This window comes from Paenalcaligenes hominis (assembly GCF_041359055.1).
GTDB classification, from domain to species: domain Bacteria; phylum Pseudomonadota; class Gammaproteobacteria; order Burkholderiales; family Burkholderiaceae_B; genus Paenalcaligenes; species Paenalcaligenes hominis_A.
Window position 1 is genome coordinate 627,305 of the sequence record NZ_JBGJKZ010000001.1, and the last position, 16,184, is coordinate 643,488.

General features: G+C 47.3%; 13 protein-coding genes and 1 tRNA gene. 8 read left to right on the plus strand and 6 right to left on the minus strand.

Translation table 11 applies throughout. The features are described from left to right. Window positions 1-2 precede the first annotated feature (2 nt). A complete protein-coding gene (gene thiS, locus ACBP46_RS02910; protein WP_371015230.1) occupies window positions 3-200 on the minus strand; it encodes a sulfur carrier protein ThiS in 198 nt (65 codons plus the stop codon). Then, window positions 201-926, minus strand: a complete 726-nt coding sequence (gene trmB / locus ACBP46_RS02915) for a tRNA (guanosine(46)-N7)-methyltransferase TrmB (RefSeq protein ID WP_371015231.1) — start codon at window positions 924-926, stop codon at window positions 201-203. Between the two features lie 75 nt (window positions 927-1,001). On the opposite strand from trmB, the gene ACBP46_RS02920 reads away from it, so the two are divergent. Then, a tRNA-Gly gene (locus tag ACBP46_RS02920) sits at window positions 1,002-1,075 on the plus strand. A 142-nt stretch (window positions 1,076-1,217) separates the two neighbouring features. Here the strand turns inward: ACBP46_RS02920 and ACBP46_RS02925 are convergent. From ACBP46_RS02925 to ACBP46_RS02940, 4 genes are all read right to left on the minus strand, one after another. Further along, window positions 1,218-1,577, minus strand: coding sequence for a 5-carboxymethyl-2-hydroxymuconate Delta-isomerase (locus ACBP46_RS02925; protein ID WP_371015232.1), 360 nt, complete (start codon window positions 1,575-1,577; stop codon window positions 1,218-1,220). Window positions 1,578-1,590: 13 nt separating this feature from the next. Continuing rightward, entirely contained in the window at window positions 1,591-2,493 is a 903-nt protein-coding gene (locus tag ACBP46_RS02930) for a cation diffusion facilitator family transporter (protein ID WP_371015233.1), read from the minus strand. A gap of 71 nt (window positions 2,494-2,564) precedes the next feature. After that, the gene (gene metG, locus ACBP46_RS02935; RefSeq protein WP_371015234.1) at window positions 2,565-4,637 is read right to left on the minus strand and encodes a methionine--tRNA ligase; all 2,073 of its coding nucleotides are present in this window, start codon (window positions 4,635-4,637) and stop codon (window positions 2,565-2,567) included. A gap of 118 nt (window positions 4,638-4,755) precedes the next feature. Beyond that, a complete protein-coding gene (locus ACBP46_RS02940) occupies window positions 4,756-5,040 on the minus strand; it encodes a hypothetical protein (protein WP_371015235.1) in 285 nt (94 codons plus the stop codon). 92 nt (window positions 5,041-5,132) lie between these two features. Here ACBP46_RS02940 and apbC point away from each other — a divergent pair, with 92 nt between their 5' ends. The 7 genes from apbC to gcvH all read left to right on the plus strand — a co-directional run bounded on the left by apbC (window position 5,133) and on the right by gcvH (window position 16,169). Continuing rightward, window positions 5,133-6,218 (plus strand): iron-sulfur cluster carrier protein ApbC, encoded by a 1,086-nt coding sequence (apbC, locus tag ACBP46_RS02945; RefSeq protein ID WP_371015236.1) that lies wholly within the window; start codon window positions 5,133-5,135, stop codon window positions 6,216-6,218. 22 nt (window positions 6,219-6,240) lie between these two features. Further along, a complete protein-coding gene (locus tag ACBP46_RS02950) occupies window positions 6,241-8,028 on the plus strand; it encodes an autotransporter assembly complex protein TamA (protein ID WP_371015237.1) in 1,788 nt (595 codons plus the stop codon). After that, entirely contained in the window at window positions 8,028-11,639 is a 3,612-nt protein-coding gene (locus tag ACBP46_RS02955) for a translocation/assembly module TamB domain-containing protein (RefSeq protein WP_371015238.1), read from the plus strand. The genes ACBP46_RS02950 and ACBP46_RS02955 overlap by 1 nt, the downstream gene beginning before the upstream one ends. 90 nt (window positions 11,640-11,729) lie before the next feature. Continuing rightward, a complete protein-coding gene (gene dcd, locus ACBP46_RS02960; protein ID WP_077734508.1) occupies window positions 11,730-12,293 on the plus strand; it encodes a dCTP deaminase in 564 nt (187 codons plus the stop codon). Between the two features lie 12 nt (window positions 12,294-12,305). Beyond that, the gene (locus ACBP46_RS02965; RefSeq protein ID WP_371015239.1) at window positions 12,306-14,567 is read left to right on the plus strand and encodes an Orn/Lys/Arg decarboxylase N-terminal domain-containing protein; all 2,262 of its coding nucleotides are present in this window, start codon (window positions 12,306-12,308) and stop codon (window positions 14,565-14,567) included. A 6-nt stretch (window positions 14,568-14,573) separates the two neighbouring features. Next, on the plus strand, window positions 14,574-15,785 hold the full coding sequence (locus tag ACBP46_RS02970; RefSeq protein ID WP_371015240.1) for an NAD(P)/FAD-dependent oxidoreductase: 1,212 nt from the start codon (window positions 14,574-14,576) through the stop codon (window positions 15,783-15,785). A gap of 9 nt (window positions 15,786-15,794) precedes the next feature. Next, window positions 15,795-16,169 carry a glycine cleavage system protein GcvH gene (gcvH, locus tag ACBP46_RS02975; protein WP_371015241.1) on the plus strand — a complete coding sequence of 125 codons (375 nt, stop codon included), beginning with the start codon at window positions 15,795-15,797 and terminating at the stop codon, window positions 16,167-16,169. The last annotated feature ends 15 nt before the right edge of the window (window positions 16,170-16,184 follow it).

The following is a 16,184-nucleotide window of genomic DNA, read 5'->3' on the forward strand; positions in this document are numbered from 1 at the left end:
GATTAGCCCCCACCTACTGCGACCACGATTTCGAGTTGATCCCCTTCATTTAGCAAAGTGTCTGCATGCTGGCTTTTGGGCACGATTTCACCATTGAGCTCTACTGCAATACGCTTATCTACATAACCCAGGTTTTGTAACAGTTGGTAGATATTTTGTCCTTCAAAAGAACGGGGTTCGCCATTTAGGATAATTTGCATTTATTTCTCCATTTGTAAGGTTTCTGGGTTGGGCGTGGTGTTACGAGAAAATAACAGGTCCCACACCCCATGACCTAAACGTAATCCACGTGTTTCAAATTTGGTCTGCGGACGATACTCCGGCCGAGGTGCGTAATCGCTAAATTGATTAGTAAGTAGTGGGCTAGCAGATAATACCTCGAGCATTTGCTGGGCATAGTTTTCCCAGTCTGTTGCGCAATGAATATAACCACCTGGCGCTAATCGTGAGGCCAAAAGTTCGATAAATGGAGGTTGAATCAAACGGCGTTTGTGGTGACGCTTTTTATGCCAGGGATCTGGGAAATAAATGTGTACACCGGCCAAAGTGGCTGGCAGCACCATATCTCGCACGACTTCTACAGCATCGTGTTGAATAATGCGAATAGTTTCGACGTGGTTTTCTTCAATACGTTTTAGTAACGATCCCACACCTGAAGGAAAAACCTCTACACCTAAAAAGTTGTCTTCTGGACGTGCCTGAGCAATTTTTAATGTGGTTTCCCCCATACCAAAGCCAATTTCTAGAATGGTAGGGGCTTGGCGTTTAAACGTTGTTTCTAGATTTAGAATACGGTTTTCATAAGGGATGCCCCAGACTGGCATCAAACGGTCGTAGGCGTCTTTTTGACTAGGCGTCATATGAGCGCGTTGCGAAACAAAACTTTTTATATGACCAAAGTCTTTAGGATTTTTTTCAGAATTCATGATGCGATGCAGCGGCAGTTGGGATATAATAATTAATACAACCTGCCATTTTAGCAGGCATTGTCAATTAGGCGTGCGGATGTAGTTTAATGGTAAAACTGGTGCTTCCCAAGCATCCGTCGTGGGTTCGATTCCCATCATCCGCTCCAATCGCTGCGCTTTTTAATTCTGGTTAAACCCCCAGATGTCTTAGTCTCATACCAATCCAATCGATTGCGTGCTCCTCCAAAGTATTTCTATTAAGACGTTTAGCTTGTTTTTCAACAAGGCAATGACGAGTTAATTGCGTGTTTAGCAGTTAGAACTAAAGTGCTTGCTATAAGTCGGAGCGTGCAACTCAAGCACTTCGGCGCTGAACTGAGTATGAAGCTCAGTGGCATGACTTAATTGCTGGCTTAATGTTTGGCTAAGCCGCTGCGCTAAGTCTGCGCGAATTTCTAGGCTGCGTCCAGGCATTAGTTTTAAACAAGCATGAGCAAAAGCACGTTGGCCTTGGTTGCCAATTAAAAAATATTCCACAGGAAAAAGCCGCGTTTTAATATCAAACTCGGCAAAATGCCCGCTCTGAATTAATGTCTCATTGAGCGCTGTCAACAAGGCGTGGGGGTCAGGATTAAGGTTGGCAGAGTATTCAATGGTTAAGTGAGGCATGGTGCAGAAGGCCTTATGAGGGGTTAGGAATAGTAACCGGATCAAAGTGGGTCATGACCTCTAGCACAGGTAATGCAGCCATGACGCGACGGCGCGCTTCCTCTGCAATTGCGTGACCTTCGTAGATGCTAAGACGGCCATCCATCTCAAGGTCTACCTCTACCCAAATCATGTCGCCTAGCTTGCGAGTTTTTAAGTCATGCAATCCCGCTATGCCGGGGGTGTCTAAAATAATTTTTGTAATTTTTGCTTCGGTAGCATCATCGACGGCCTGATCCATCAGATCGTTAAAAGCACTAAATGCAAAGCGCCATCCCATGCGTAAAATTAATAACCCGACAATTAGCACCGCGATGGGATCAGCAATAGGTAGCCCCATTAAGTTTGCGACGATGGCTACGGCCACTACCAAAGACGAGGCGGCATCTGAGCGCGCATGCCAAGCATTGGCGACTAGCATCGTAGAGCGCACGCGCTTGGCGACACGTAGCAAATACCTAAACAGCAGCTCTTTAGCAATTAATGCAAAGACAGCAATAGGTAGAGCAAGCAAATGCACAGTTTGAATTAGGCCCGGATTTTGCAGCTTGATAAAGCTGCTCCAGAGCATCCCTAAACCCACAGCAATTAATATCACGCCTACAGCCAATGTGGCAGCTGTTTCAAAGCGATGGTGACCGTAGGGGTGCTCTGCATCGGGGGCTTTGCTGCTGTGCTTATTTGCAATAAGCACAATAGCGTCCGAGATCAGATCAGATAAGGAGTGAATTGAGTCAGCAATTAAGGCTTGTGACTTAGCAACTATCCCTACAATGAGTTGCAAGAGAGATAAGAACAGGTTAACTGCCACACTAACCAAGGTGGAGCGGGCTGCAGCCATACTGCGTTCGAGTTCGTTATCTTCTCTGCGAGGCATAGACTCTAATTACATTAAGATCAAAATAAAGGCACTAAGATAACTTAGTGCCTAGGTCTAGAGGTAGCGTATTAGCTAATACGCATACCTGGCGTGGCTCCGCTATTGGGTTCAAGTATATAAAGCCCTGGGTTGTTTTTCTCATCGGCGTGGCTGGCAGCTAGAACCATGCCTTCGGAGACCCCAAAACGCATTTTGCGTGGGGCAAGATTAGCAACAAGCACAGTAAGCTTGCCTACTAGATCTTGAGGTTGGTAAGCAGATTTGATACCGGAAAAGACTTGGCGCAAGCGTCCTTCATCTACATCTAACATCAGGCGCAGTAGCTTGTCTGAGCCCTCGACTTCAGTGCACTCAACAATTTTTGCTACGCGTAAATCGAGTTTTATAAAGTCTTTGATGTCGATGGTTTCAGCGATGGCTTCACCACCGGGGGTGGGAACTACCTCTTCAACCACGGGAGGCTCAAAGAGAGCATCCATTTGTTTGACATCTACACGTTGGAGCAGGTGTTTGAAGCGTGCAATAGAGGTTGGCAGTACGGTAGCGTCGGCCCACGTAAAGTTGCGCCCTAGCTCAAAAAGCTCGTTAGCCACACGATTAGCAAGGCTTGGCACAATAGGCGCTAACATAACAGAAAGCGCTTTAAAGCCTGCAATAGCACGAGAGCAGATGTCTTGAAGCTGAGCTTTGGTTTCAGCCGAGGCTTCATTTAGCCCTTTGGCGAGAATCCAGGGTTGTGCTGTATCAAAAGCTTGATTAATTGTGTCGGCATAAGCCATGGTTTGACGAATGGCACGGCCGTACTCACCGATCTCGATGTTATGGGAAACAGTTTGTGCTAGCTCAGCAATTTCGGCTTGCATGGCGCTGGTATCACCCACATAGGCTAATTGACCATCATAAAACTTGCCAATAAAGTTGGCCGCACGACTGGCGATATTCACGTATTTTCCGACTAGGTCGCTATTGACGCGTGCCACAAAGTCGTCAGGGTTAAAGTCGATGTCCTCTACATGAGAATTGAGCTTGGCGGCAATATAGTAGCGCATCCACTCGGCATCTAAACCTAGCTCTAGATAGCGTAAAGGTGAGATACCTGTACCGCGGCTTTTTGACATCTTTTCGCCACTAAGGGTAATAAACCCATGCACACGCAGAGAGTCAGGTGTTTTGCGGCCTGAGAATTTCAACATGGCAGGCCAGAATAAGGCGTGGAAGTAAACGATGTCTTTGCCAATGAAATGAACCTGTTCGGTGTCGCTGTCAGGGTCGATAAGCGCATCAAAGTCGAGCCCTGTTTTGGCACAATAGGCTTTTAAAGAGGCTAAGTAACCCACAGGTGCATCTAGCCACACATAAAAATATTTACCCGGCGCGTCTGGAATAGGAATACCAAAGTAGGGTTCGTCGCGTGAAATATCCCAATCCGATAAAGCGGCTTCGCCGTCTTCGTTGCTAAGCCACTCGCGTGTTTTAGCTAATACTTGGGACTGCAAACGAGGGCGGCCTTGGTGATCTTGGCCTGTGGTCCAGTTTTGCAGAAACTCTACACAGCGCGGATCGGATAAACGGAAGAAAAAGTGTTCAGATGTGCGTAATTCTGGCTTGGCGTTGCTAAGCGTGGAGTAAGGGTTAATAAGATCAGTAGGGGAATAAACCGAGCTGCAAGCCTCGCAGCTGTCACCGTACTGATCTTTAGCCCCACATGAAGGGCACTCGCCTTTGATATAGCGATCGGGCAAGAACATGCCCTTTACTGGATCGTAGAACTGTTCAATTTCTCGTACATCAATAAAACCAGCCGCTTTTAGTTGCTTGTAGATGCCTTGGGATAGTTCGATGTTTTCAGGTGAGTTGGTACGGTGCCAGTGATCGAACTGGACATGGAAACCATTTAAGTATTGCGGGCGTTCAGCCGCTACACGTGCTACGAGCTCGTCTGGACTAATGCCTTCACTTTCTGCTTTCAGCATGATGGGCGCACCATGTGCGTCATCGGCTCCTACAAAGTGCACAGTATGGCCCGACATTCGCATGGAGCGCACCCAAATATCAGCCTGGATGTACTCCATGATGTGGCCGATGTGGAAAGAACCGTTAGCATAAGGAAGTGCAGTTGTAACGAATATCGTGCGCGACATAAATGTAAAACCTATAAAGGGCAATAGCCCGCGCAAGGCGAGCCTAAAAAAGCAATAAGTAAAAAGTAAGCCTAGGGCTTGCTAAGCATAGCAGAAGCCGTAGTATACCGTGCTTATTCTACGGTATTTCACGCATCTCGATGTCGGTAACGTTTTGCGTGTTACGTTTAGTCGAGGCAGGGTCCGCAGAGGACGAGCGTGTGAAATGAGGACGTACGCGATTGCGGCGGCGCTGATCCCAGTAGGATTTAATTGCAAAGGGACGCCCGCTAATTTTTGCGACGATGTAGAGTATAGCTATAGCAATGGCAGTGGAAATCATAAACACCACAGCCATTAACATCCCTACAAGAGTCAGTACAAAGAAGAGCAAAGAGCGTAGAATCTGGTTAAATGTATTCATAATTCTGTATGACACGAATTAAAGAGATAAGTTTCTCTAGTTCGCTATATTAAATAGCGTATTAGTCATTTAAATTTAGGGCCAGTTTAAATATGAGTGTAACAAACGAGCAAATTTTAACTGCATTAGCTTCAGTGCTAGACCCCAATACCCACAAGAAAATCGACGTGTCAGAGCAAACCTGTGCTTTGCAGCTTGAGGGTTACAAATTAAACCTAAGTCTAACACTGCCTTATCCTTTCTTAGATAAAGATGGGGTGCTAAAGCAAAGAATTCAAGAGGCATTAACGCCTTTAGGGCTAGAGTTAAATCAGTTTACCGTAAAAGCCAATGTAAAAACTCATGCGGTACAAGATAGTTTGCGCCCTTTACCCAATGTACGCAATATCATTGCCGTGGCATCTGGTAAAGGCGGGGTTGGCAAAAGTACAACTTCTGTTAATTTGGCCTTAGCCTTAGCGCAACAAGGTGCTAAGGTTGGGCTTTTAGATGCAGATATTTATGGGCCAAGTGCGCCCATTATGTTGGGTATTAACGAACGTCCTACTTCAATTGACGGTAAATCCATGCGTCCCATCGAAGCCCATGGCATACAAACCAATTCGTTAGGGTTTCTAATGCAAGACGACGCGCCAGCTATTTGGCGTGGTCCTATGGCAACGCAGGCTTTAACTCAATTAATTACCCAAACTGCATGGAATGATTTGGATTATCTTATCGTCGATATGCCACCGGGCACAGGAGATATTGCGTTAACGATGGCACAGAAAATACCTTTAGTCGGTGCTGTGGTGGTTACCACGCCCCAAGACATGGCTCTTGCTGATGCTAAAAAAGGCTTGCGCATGTTCCAGCAGGTCAATGTGCCTGTGCTAGGTATAGTGGAAAATATGTCTGTGCATATTTGTTCTAATTGCGGGCATGCTGAGGCTATTTTTGGGCAGCATGGCGGGCGTGAAATGGCCGAGCAATACAACGTACCTTGGCTCGGCTCATTGCCATTGGCTATGAGTATCCGAGAGCAAACCGATTCGGGTAATCCAACGGTTGCTGCTGCGCCTGATAGTGCTGAAGCTCAGCTCTATCACGATATCGCCACCAAGGTAGTAGCACGTATTGCGGGGTTACCGGGCGACGCGTCATGGCAGCGCCCCAAAGTAGTGCCTAGACCCCTTTAATTTCTTCTTACAAAGGATTTGCATGCGTGTGCGCGCTTTTCTGATGGCTTGTTGCCTAGTGCCTTTTGCTCTTCAAGCTCAAGAGCCAGAAAACAATGCGGTGCCTGAAGTTATTATTGATCCAGGTGGGGTGGCACCAGAGGCCTTGAAAGCTATTCATGGTGCTGTGGATGCCATTACACGCCTTGCCGAAGATCAAGACCTCGAAGAGGTCTCACGGCTACGACGACGAGCGCATGATGCCACGGTTTCAGCACTTGAAACTCAAGGGTATTTTGATGCTGTTGTTAATCTCGAGGTCGGCGAGGACTATCAGGGTGAAACGTGGGATATTGTGATTCAGCCTGGCGAGCGCACGCTAGTTAAAACCGTAACTATTAATTTTTCGGGGCGAATTACCGAACCCGAGTTCGATGAGCGCGTTACCAACCTACGCCAACATTGGCCCTTAAAGCCAGGAGAGATCTTTTTAAATAAAGAGTGGTCTGACGCCAAGTCAGACCTACTTCAAAAGGTTAAATCCAAAGACTTTTATTACGCACGATACAACCATACACGAGCCCTGATTACGGCTGATTTATCCCAAGCTGATTTAGACCTAGACATTAAAAGTGGTCCTCGCGTGCGCATGGGAGAGCTTTACACCACTGGTTTACAGCGTGTACCTGAATCCTTAGTTCATCGTTATGTGACCTACACACCTGGCGAGCCTTATGATCAAGAAAAGCTAGACAACTGGCAGCAGGCGTTACAGTCCACCACCTTTTTTCGTGGGGCATTTGTTACATTAGATGAAAGCTCGGCAGAGCAAGAAGTCAATGATGAGGGCGAGGTAGAGTTACCGGTCTTGGTGCGGGTCACCGAAGCACCGGCTCGCCGATTTACAGGTTCTATTGGGGCCGATAGCGATAATGGCCCACGCCTAGAGGCTCTGTATCGGCAAAATATCGTGTTTGGTTTACCTGTTTGGGTAGAAACAGGGCTGGGTTTAGATAAAAATCGCCAACGCCTCTTTGCTGATATGCATTTACCACCGACGGTATCAGGCTTTAGAAACAGCTTGGGCGTTTTGTACGATCACCAAGATCTCGAGGGTTTAAAACAAACTCGAGCGGCTGCAGGCGTTAAGACTAAATATGACTTTGCTACATCAGGTCGTGCTGATTACGAAAGTCAGGCTAGTCTTATGGGGGTTTTAGATGAAAGCAAGGTGCGTGGCGAAACCTCGGCTTTACGCAGCACTTCTTTAGAGCTAACAGGACAAATACTACGCCGTGATGTAGATAACAAGTATGATCCGCGTCAAGGGAATCTGGTTGAACTCGGCTTGGGCGTAAATTATCCGCTCGAAAAAAAGTACAGCACTTTGTATCGTGCTAGCTTACGTTCGCAGTTCTGGTTTCCTGTAGGGAATGAAGACGTTTTTATGCTGCGAGCCGAGGCAGGCAAAGTATGGCCTAATTCAGAGCGTATCCCAATGGGGTTTGGCTTTAGGACGGGTGGGGCGCGAAGTATCCGCGGTTATAAATACCAAAGTATAGGTATATCTAGAGCATCTGCGACTGTAGGCGCACCAGCGATGGCCGTCCTCAGTGCCGAGTATCAGCATTTTTTTAATTCTACATTTGGTATGAGTGTATTTATGGATGTGGGCGATGCCGCTGAAAGCTTTAAAGCTATGTCGCCGCATTTGGGGTATGGTGTAGGGGCGGCAATGCGTACCCCTGCGGGACCATTTTATGTAGATCTTGCCTACGGGCAAAAAACACATGATATCCGTTTGCATTTCTCTTTAGGGATTGCTTTTTAATGAAACTGGGCCGAGTTTTTCGTCAGGTGGTGTTTTGGGCAGTTCCTATAGTGGCAACGATCCTAGTCATCGTAACGGGTTTTGTGTATTGGTTAGTTGCAACTCCTACTGGCACGCGCTGGTTAATGAATACGGTAGCGTCACAACTAGACGGACAAAGCCAAGGTGTGCGCGGTAGTCTTTGGCATGGTCTTGAGGCAGAGCGTCTTTATTTCAAGCTGCCAGATCAACTTACCGTCGAGCTAGAGGGGGCCGCTGTTAATGTTGATTGGCCCCGAATTTGGCATCAACGCGAGTTGCGTATTGAGCGTTTAGCAGCAGAAAAAGTGGCGGTATGGATGGATGCAGATCCTAAAGACGAGCCGCCAAGTACAGAAGCTTTTGCGATGCCTGACTTGCCTGTAACGGTGCGCTTGGATGAGCTCTATGTGGGCAGTGTGTTTTTTTCTCAGCGTGGCGAGCTATTGCCCGTCGATTTAAGCCAGTTGCAATTACGAGCTAGTGGTACTCTTACCCAACAAAAAGCCCAGATTCAATTACACCAAGCACATGCTGACTACGAAGACTTGCAGCTTGATTTGCAAGGGCAAGCCGAGCTGGCTCCTATTGCTGCGCCGTGGCAAAGCCAAGCCCAACTTCAAGCTACAGTGCATAGTGATCAGGCCTCTAGTCAAATTTGTTTAAACCAGTATTTGCCTGCGCATTGGCAAACAACTCACACGTCCACCACGGCTGAAAATCAACCAAACATAAGCTCTTCCGAGACGGATACGGCCGTTATGCCTGTAGATTGTCGCGTAGAGCTGACTGCTGATTGGAATGGATCTCTAGAGCAGGCTCAACTGAATTTGCAGGGCTCTGGGCAGGGCTTGCATTTACAAGCGCAATCGGAGTTGCAACTTGATCAGGCTTTTCCTTTACGCGATACCTCAATCGATTTGGTTTTACCTGATGAGTCAGGGGTGCAGGCTCGCTTAGACTGGAGTCGATCGGCAGAGCAGCCCGATCAAGACCACATCAAAGGCACACTGAATGTAAATCGCTTTGATGTCGGTGCATGGATCCCCAATCAATCTTTACCTGCTTTATTGAGCTTTGATACTAATTACGAGGTGCAACTTAGCCATGGGGCAAAACAGCTAGATGCTGCAAAAATTAATTTAGACATTAAGCCTGGCAGTCGGTGGAATAATGAGGACTTGACCGGCCATGTCATAGCAGATGTAGGAAGTCTAGAGCTCGAGAGTTTGCCGGCGCTTTGGCAAGCGTATTATGTAGAAAACAGCGATATAGACCTAAAACTGGGTGCCAATAGCGTGCGCTTAAAAGGCGCTTTTGGGCTCAAGGAGCATGCTTTAGTCGTTAATGTAGACATACCTCAAATGGCTCAAATTTGGCCTGATTTAGAGTCGGTAGGGCCTACCAAGCTAAACGCGGAATTAAAAGGTACCTTGCATGAGCATGCGCTTCAAGCCAAATTAGAGCACGTATTAAAAGGTGAAAAAACCAGTGATGAGCTCGGAGTGGGGCCAGTCGAGGCAGAGCTTGCCTTATCTGGTGTTTGGGATATGAACTCTCAAACCCCTAGCTGGCGTGGTCAAGTTAAACCATTAAAAGTGGATCATGCTGGTTTGCATGTACAAGTCGCTGACCCTATCCCTATTGACGTGCTGTTGCCTACGGCTGAGCAGCAGTTAAATGTAGAGGTGGGGGCGTTCACTTTACGCTCAGAAATTGATAAGTATGCGTTGCTGCAATTACAGCATCAGAAGACGCAGTGGGGGCCAGAAGGTTTTCAAACACAAGGACGTGCGCCGGATGTCATGGTATCTGAAGAGCGCGTTCAACGCGTTATGAAGCTGTTAAAGCTGGAAGAGTCGGAGCCTATGCATGGTGGAGTTATCGATAAACGTGAACAAGAGCTTAAAGGCCAAGACTTACATTTGCAGCTTGATTGGGATGTGGGCCTTAACGACGCTCTTAAAGGTCGTATTCAGCTAAAGCGTTTAGCGGGCGATCTCTTAATTCCGGCAGAGCCCCCGTTTTTATTAGGCCTAACAAAAACAGAGGCGTTGGTTACGATTACTCCCCAAGGTGGTGCTGGACGCAGTGCGATTCAAGCTGATATTGACGTGCAAACGCAAGACAAAGGCTATATCAAAGCAACGGGTAATACGCCTATTTATTACACTGCCGCCCAAGGGATTCATATACGTGATGCAGACCGTAAAGAACTCGTACTAAATGCTCACATGGATGATTTGGCCTGGACCAGCTTGTTTTTGCAGGATCAGCTCGTATTAGGCGGTGCTTTGGATGCAAATTTACGCATTCAAAGCGCTCCAGATGGTAGTTTCACCTCAAGTGGAACCATGGAAGGAAAAAACCTAAAGGTCGTGCGTTTAGATGATGGGGTTCGGTTATTAGATGGTACGTTAAAAGCCTCGCTGAATAACAATCGTTTTGAATTAGAGCGGTTATATTTTCCTGCCGTATTACGAGTAGAGCCTAAAGAATGGCGTACTGCCACATGGGTCAATGAAAACCCCGATGCTAAGGGGGGCGGCGTTACGGTAACAGGCTATTGGGAGCTTGACCAAAGCACGGGTAATTTTGATGTGGAGCTATATCGCTATCCTATTTTGCAACGGGCTGACCGCTATGCCATGGTTTCAGGAGACATTCATTTGGATGCCAGCTTACCCCACATCACATTAAGCGGTAAAATTACTGCAGATGCGGGTTGGTTCAACTTAGATATGTTAGGTGGCATTCCTACGGTTGATAGCGATGTGGTTGTGGTGCGCTCTACCGACCCAGTTCAAGAAAACGAAGAGCAAAGCGCACCCTTAGACATGACGATGAATCTTGAGGTTGATTTAGGCCCCCGTTTTTATTTAACGGGTTATGGCGTTAACTCGGGTTTAGTCGGCAGCATGAAAATTCAAATGCTGAACGATCAGCTTACGGCATTAGGGGCACTTAATACCCGAGGCGGAGCGATCGAGGTCTATGGTCAGCGTTTGCAGTTGCGCCGAGGCACAGTCACTTTCCAAGGCGACATCGCCAATCCTATTTTGGATATCCAAGCGCTACGTACTGGATTAAGTGTTCAGGCTGGGGTAAAAGTGGGGGGAACAGCGCGTCGTCCAAAGATTGACTTAATATCCATCCCTGACGTGTCAGAGCTAGAAAAACTGTCGTGGCTTTTGTTCGGCCATGGTCCAGATGACGGTGGCGATATTGCATTGCTCTTTTCTGTGGGCACGTCTTTCCTAGGGGGTGGGGAACCATTTTATAGACGTTTCGGTATTGATGAGCTTAGTATGCGTTCCGGCGAGTTAGAAGGGGCAGGAAGTATATTACCTGCTACCAGTGTAGCGAGTAGCCCAGAAAATGAGGTGAGTGCTGTAGAGCGTCGTTTCATTGAAGCCAGTAAAACGTTAAGCAACGGCATCAAGCTTAGTGTGCGTCAAGCCTTGGCGGATACTGGTACCGTAGGACGAGTCAGTTATCGTCTCTCTAGACGATTAACAGCCGAGGTCAGCATTGGTACTATAAGCGGTTTGGCTTTGGTGTATCGATGGTTTTCACGCGACACTCCCGAATAATTTGTACGCCTGATGCGCCTTGTGCGCATCAGTTATTTAACGCCACCCATTACAGATAATTTGCGGTCTCCACGCTTAACAGAGGATAATATGAGTATTAAAAGCGATCGTTGGATACGAGCACAGGCAGAAAAAGGCATGATCGAGCCTTTCGAGGCCGGTCAGGTACGCGAGATCAATGGTCAGCGTATTGTGAGCTATGGCACAAGCAGTTATGGCTACGATGTACGGTGTGCGAATGAATTTAAAATTTTTACCAACATCAACTCCACCATAGTCGATCCCAAGCATTTTGATGAAAAATCATTTGTGGATTTTGTGGGAGATGTCTGTATTATTCCTCCTAACTCCTTTGCGCTTGCACGCACCGTCGAGTTTTTTCGAATCCCGCGCGATGTATTAACGATTTGTTTAGGCAAAAGTACCTACGCACGTTGCGGCATTATTGTGAATGTGACGCCCTTAGAGCCCGAGTGGGAAGGCCATGTCACACTCGAGTTTTCAAACACTACTCCTTTGCCCGCCAAAATTTATGCAGGCGAAGGTTGCGCACAAATGCTGTTTATTGGCGGTGATGAAGTGTGTGAAACCTCTTACAAAGACAGGGGCGGTAAATATCAAGGCCAATTAGGCGTCACCTTGCCACGCACCTAGGAGCAAGTCGGCATGAAATTTCGTTTTCCTATCGTTATTATTGACGAGGACTTCCGTTCAGAGAATGCGTCCGGTTCAGGCATTCGTGCTTTAGCCGATGCAATTAAGGTCGAGGGCTTTGATGTGCTCGGCGTTACTAGTTACGGTGATTTAAGCTCTTTTGCACAACAGCAAAGTCGAGCGAGCGCATTTATTTTGTCCATTGATGATGAGGAGTTTGATGAAGACTCCCCAGAGGATGTGGCCGCTGCCATTAAAAATTTACGTACCTTTATTGGCGAGCTGCGTTTTCGTAACGAAGACATTCCTATTTATTTATATGGTGAAACGCGTACCTCACAGCATATTCCCAATGATATTTTGCGTGAGCTCCATGGCTTTATTCATATGTTTGAAGACACGCCCGAGTTCGTTGCTCGTCATATTATTCGTGAGGCCCGCTCTTATCTTGACGGCTTAGCGCCGCCCTTTTTCCGTGAATTAGTCAAATACGCCTCTGATGGGTCATATTCTTGGCACTGTCCTGGTCACTCTGGGGGCGTGGCGTTTTTGAAGAGTCCTGTAGGGCAAATGTTTCACCAGTTTTTTGGTGAAAACATGCTGCGCGCGGACGTCTGTAACGCGGTCGATGAATTAGGTCAGCTTTTAGACCATACCGGTCCAGTAGCAGAGGCCGAGACCAATGCGGCTCGTATTTTTCATGCTGACCATTGTTTTTTTGTGACCAACGGCACCTCTACGTCTAACAAAATTGTGTGGCATGCTAACGTAGCCAACAATGACATTGTGGTGGTAGACCGCAATTGTCATAAGTCCATTTTGCATGCAATTACAATGACCGGTGCTATTCCTGTGTTTTTGCGTCCTACACGCAATCACTTAGGTATTATCGGACCCATTCCTCTCGAGGAGTTCTCTCCTGAGAGCATTCAACGCAAAATTGAAGCCAATCCATTTGCTCGCGAGGCTGCCAATAAAACCCCTCGTATTTTGACCTTGACGCAAAGCACCTACGATGGCGTGATTTATAACGTTGAGCAAATCAAAGAGACCTTGGGTGACACGATTGAAACCTTGCACTTTGACGAGGCTTGGCTGCCGCATGCTGCATTCCATGGTTTTTATAAAGACATGCATGCAATTGGGCCTAACCGTCCTCGCAGCAAAAACACCATGGTCTATGCCACGCACTCAACGCATAAATTACTAGCGGGCTTGTCTCAGGCTTCCCAAATTACCGTTCAAGATGCTGAAGAGCGTGCCTTAGATCGTAATATTTTTAACGAAGCGTACTTAATGCACACATCCACCTCACCACAGTACGCTATTATTGCGTCGTGTGATGTGGCGGCAGCTATGATGGAGCCCCCGGGTGGTACCGCTTTGGTTGAGGAAAGCATCAAAGAAGCGCTTGAGTTCCGTCGTGCAATGCGCAAGGTGGCCTCAGAGTACGGCAAAGATGACTGGTGGTTCCAAGTCTGGGGGCCAGACAAACTGACTAGCGAAGGCATTGGTAGCCGTGACGACTGGCTTTTGAAGTCAGGCGATAAATGGCACGGTTTCGGCGAGCTAGCAGATGGTTTTAATATGCTAGACCCCATTAAAGCCACAGTGGTTACGCCCGGTCTGGATATTTCCGGTACCTTTGCAGAAACAGGGATTCCTGCTGCCTTGGTGTCTAAATACCTGGCTGAACACGGTGTAGTGGTTGAGAAAACCGGTCTGTATTCCTTCTTTATTTTATTTACCATTGGTATTACTAAAGGACGTTGGAATACGCTGTTAACGGCATTGCAGCAGTTCAAAGACGATTACGACCGTAATCAGCCACTGTGGCGTATTTTGCCTGACTTCTGTAAAGCGCATCCTACTTATGACCGGCTTGGTTTACGTGACCTGTGCCAGATGATTCACGAAGTCTACAAAAAATATGACTTAGCGCGCTTGACGACTGAGGTGTATCTCAGTGATATGGTGCCGGCCATGAAGCCTTCTGATGCTTACGCTAAAATGGCGCACCGCGAGGTAGAGCGCGTTAGTATTGATGAGCTTGAAGGTCGAGTGACAGGGGTGCTGCTTACACCGTATCCGCCAGGTATTCCTCTACTTATTCCAGGCGAGCGCTTTAACCGCATGATTGTGGATTACTTGAAGTTTGCTCGCGAGTTTAATGCAGAGTTCCCTGGCTTTGAGACCTATGTGCATGGTTTAGCCCAAGACATCGGTCCTGACGGTGAGCCACGCTACTATGTTGATTGCATACGAGAAAGCTAACTGCGTATGACAATTGCATTTGATGTGGCTGTAATTGGTGCGGGGGCTGCTGGTATGATGGCAGCCAGCGTAGCTGGGCAGCGTGGTCGTCGCGTGGTCTTAATTGACCACGCTAAAAAGCTAGGCGAAAAGATACGCATCTCTGGGGGTGGTCGTTGCAATTTTACCAATACCGGCACTACCTCACACAATTTTGTTTCTCAAAATCCGAATTTTTGTCGTTCAGCTCTAGCGGCGTATACGCCTGCAGATTTCATACGTTTAGTAGAGAGCTATGACATTCGCTGGCATGAAAAACACAAAGGCCAATTGTTTTGTGATGACTCCAGCGAATCCATTATTCAACTACTGCGCCAAGAGTGTGAAAAAGGCAGTGTTACGTGGCGTATGCCTTGTGCTGTACAAACAGTGCAAAAAACCGAGTTGGGCTATGAGCTAGCGACGGATCAAGGTCTAATTCGCTGCGCTCAATTAGTTATTGCTACAGGCGGTATGGCTTTGCCGCAGGTCGGTGCCACTGACTTTGCGTTGCGTTTGGCTAGACAGTTTGGAATTAAGATTATTGAACCGCGTCCAGCGCTCGTGCCACTCACCTTTGATGGTGCATTTTGGCAAGATTTTGTTGCCCTAAGTGGTGTGAGTGCCGAGGTTGAGCTTAGTGTGGCTTTGGCTCCTAAGAAAAAAATGGCTTTCTTAGAGGATTTATTGTGGACGCACCGGGGCTTATCGGGACCTGGCATATTGCAAATTTCTAGCTATTGGAACCCGGGAGAGACCATACGAATTAATTTGGCTCCTCACCTTGATTTGCAGACTACGTTACTAGCAGCCAAGCAAGGTAACAAACAGCAGCTAGGCAATTATTTAACAGGCTTATTACCCAAGCGTTTAGTTGAGCCTTGGTTGGCTGCAACCGGTGTGCTTGATCCGACACTATTACAAAAACGACTGGCGGATCTGCCTGATAGCGTGTTGCGACGACTAGCCGAGGCGTTAAGCCAGTGGGCTTTAGTACCAACGGGAACAGCTGGATATAAAAAAGCAGAAGTGATGAGGGGGGGAGTGGACACGCGAGAGCTAAATCAAAAAACCATGGCTACTCGTGCCCATCCAAATCTTTATTTTATTGGCGAGTCAGTCGATGTCACTGGTTGGCTCGGTGGTTATAACTTTCAGTGGGCGTGGGCATCAGGTGTTGCCTGTGGTCGTGCCGTATAAAGGAAAAAAATGCAGTTACCTACCGATAGAAAATATGCCTCTACCCATGAGTGGGTTCAAGTCGAAGGGGATGTGGTGCTAGTAGGCATCACTGACTTTGCTCAAGATCAATTGGGTGATTTGGTATTTGTAGGCGATTTTACTACGCAAGTTCACTTAGATGCAGGCGCAGTAGCGGGTATTGTTGAGTCGGTCAAAGCCGCTTCCGATATTTATGCCCCCATCGCCGGTACGGTTGTGGAATACAACCAAAGCCTTGACGATGTGCCAGAGCAACTGAATGAGGCACCTTTTAGCACTTGGATATTTAAGCTTAAACCCGATAATCTAGCAGATATGGAAAGTCTTTTAACTGCAGAACAGTATCAGGCAGAAAACAATTAAAAAACGCGGCTTAGC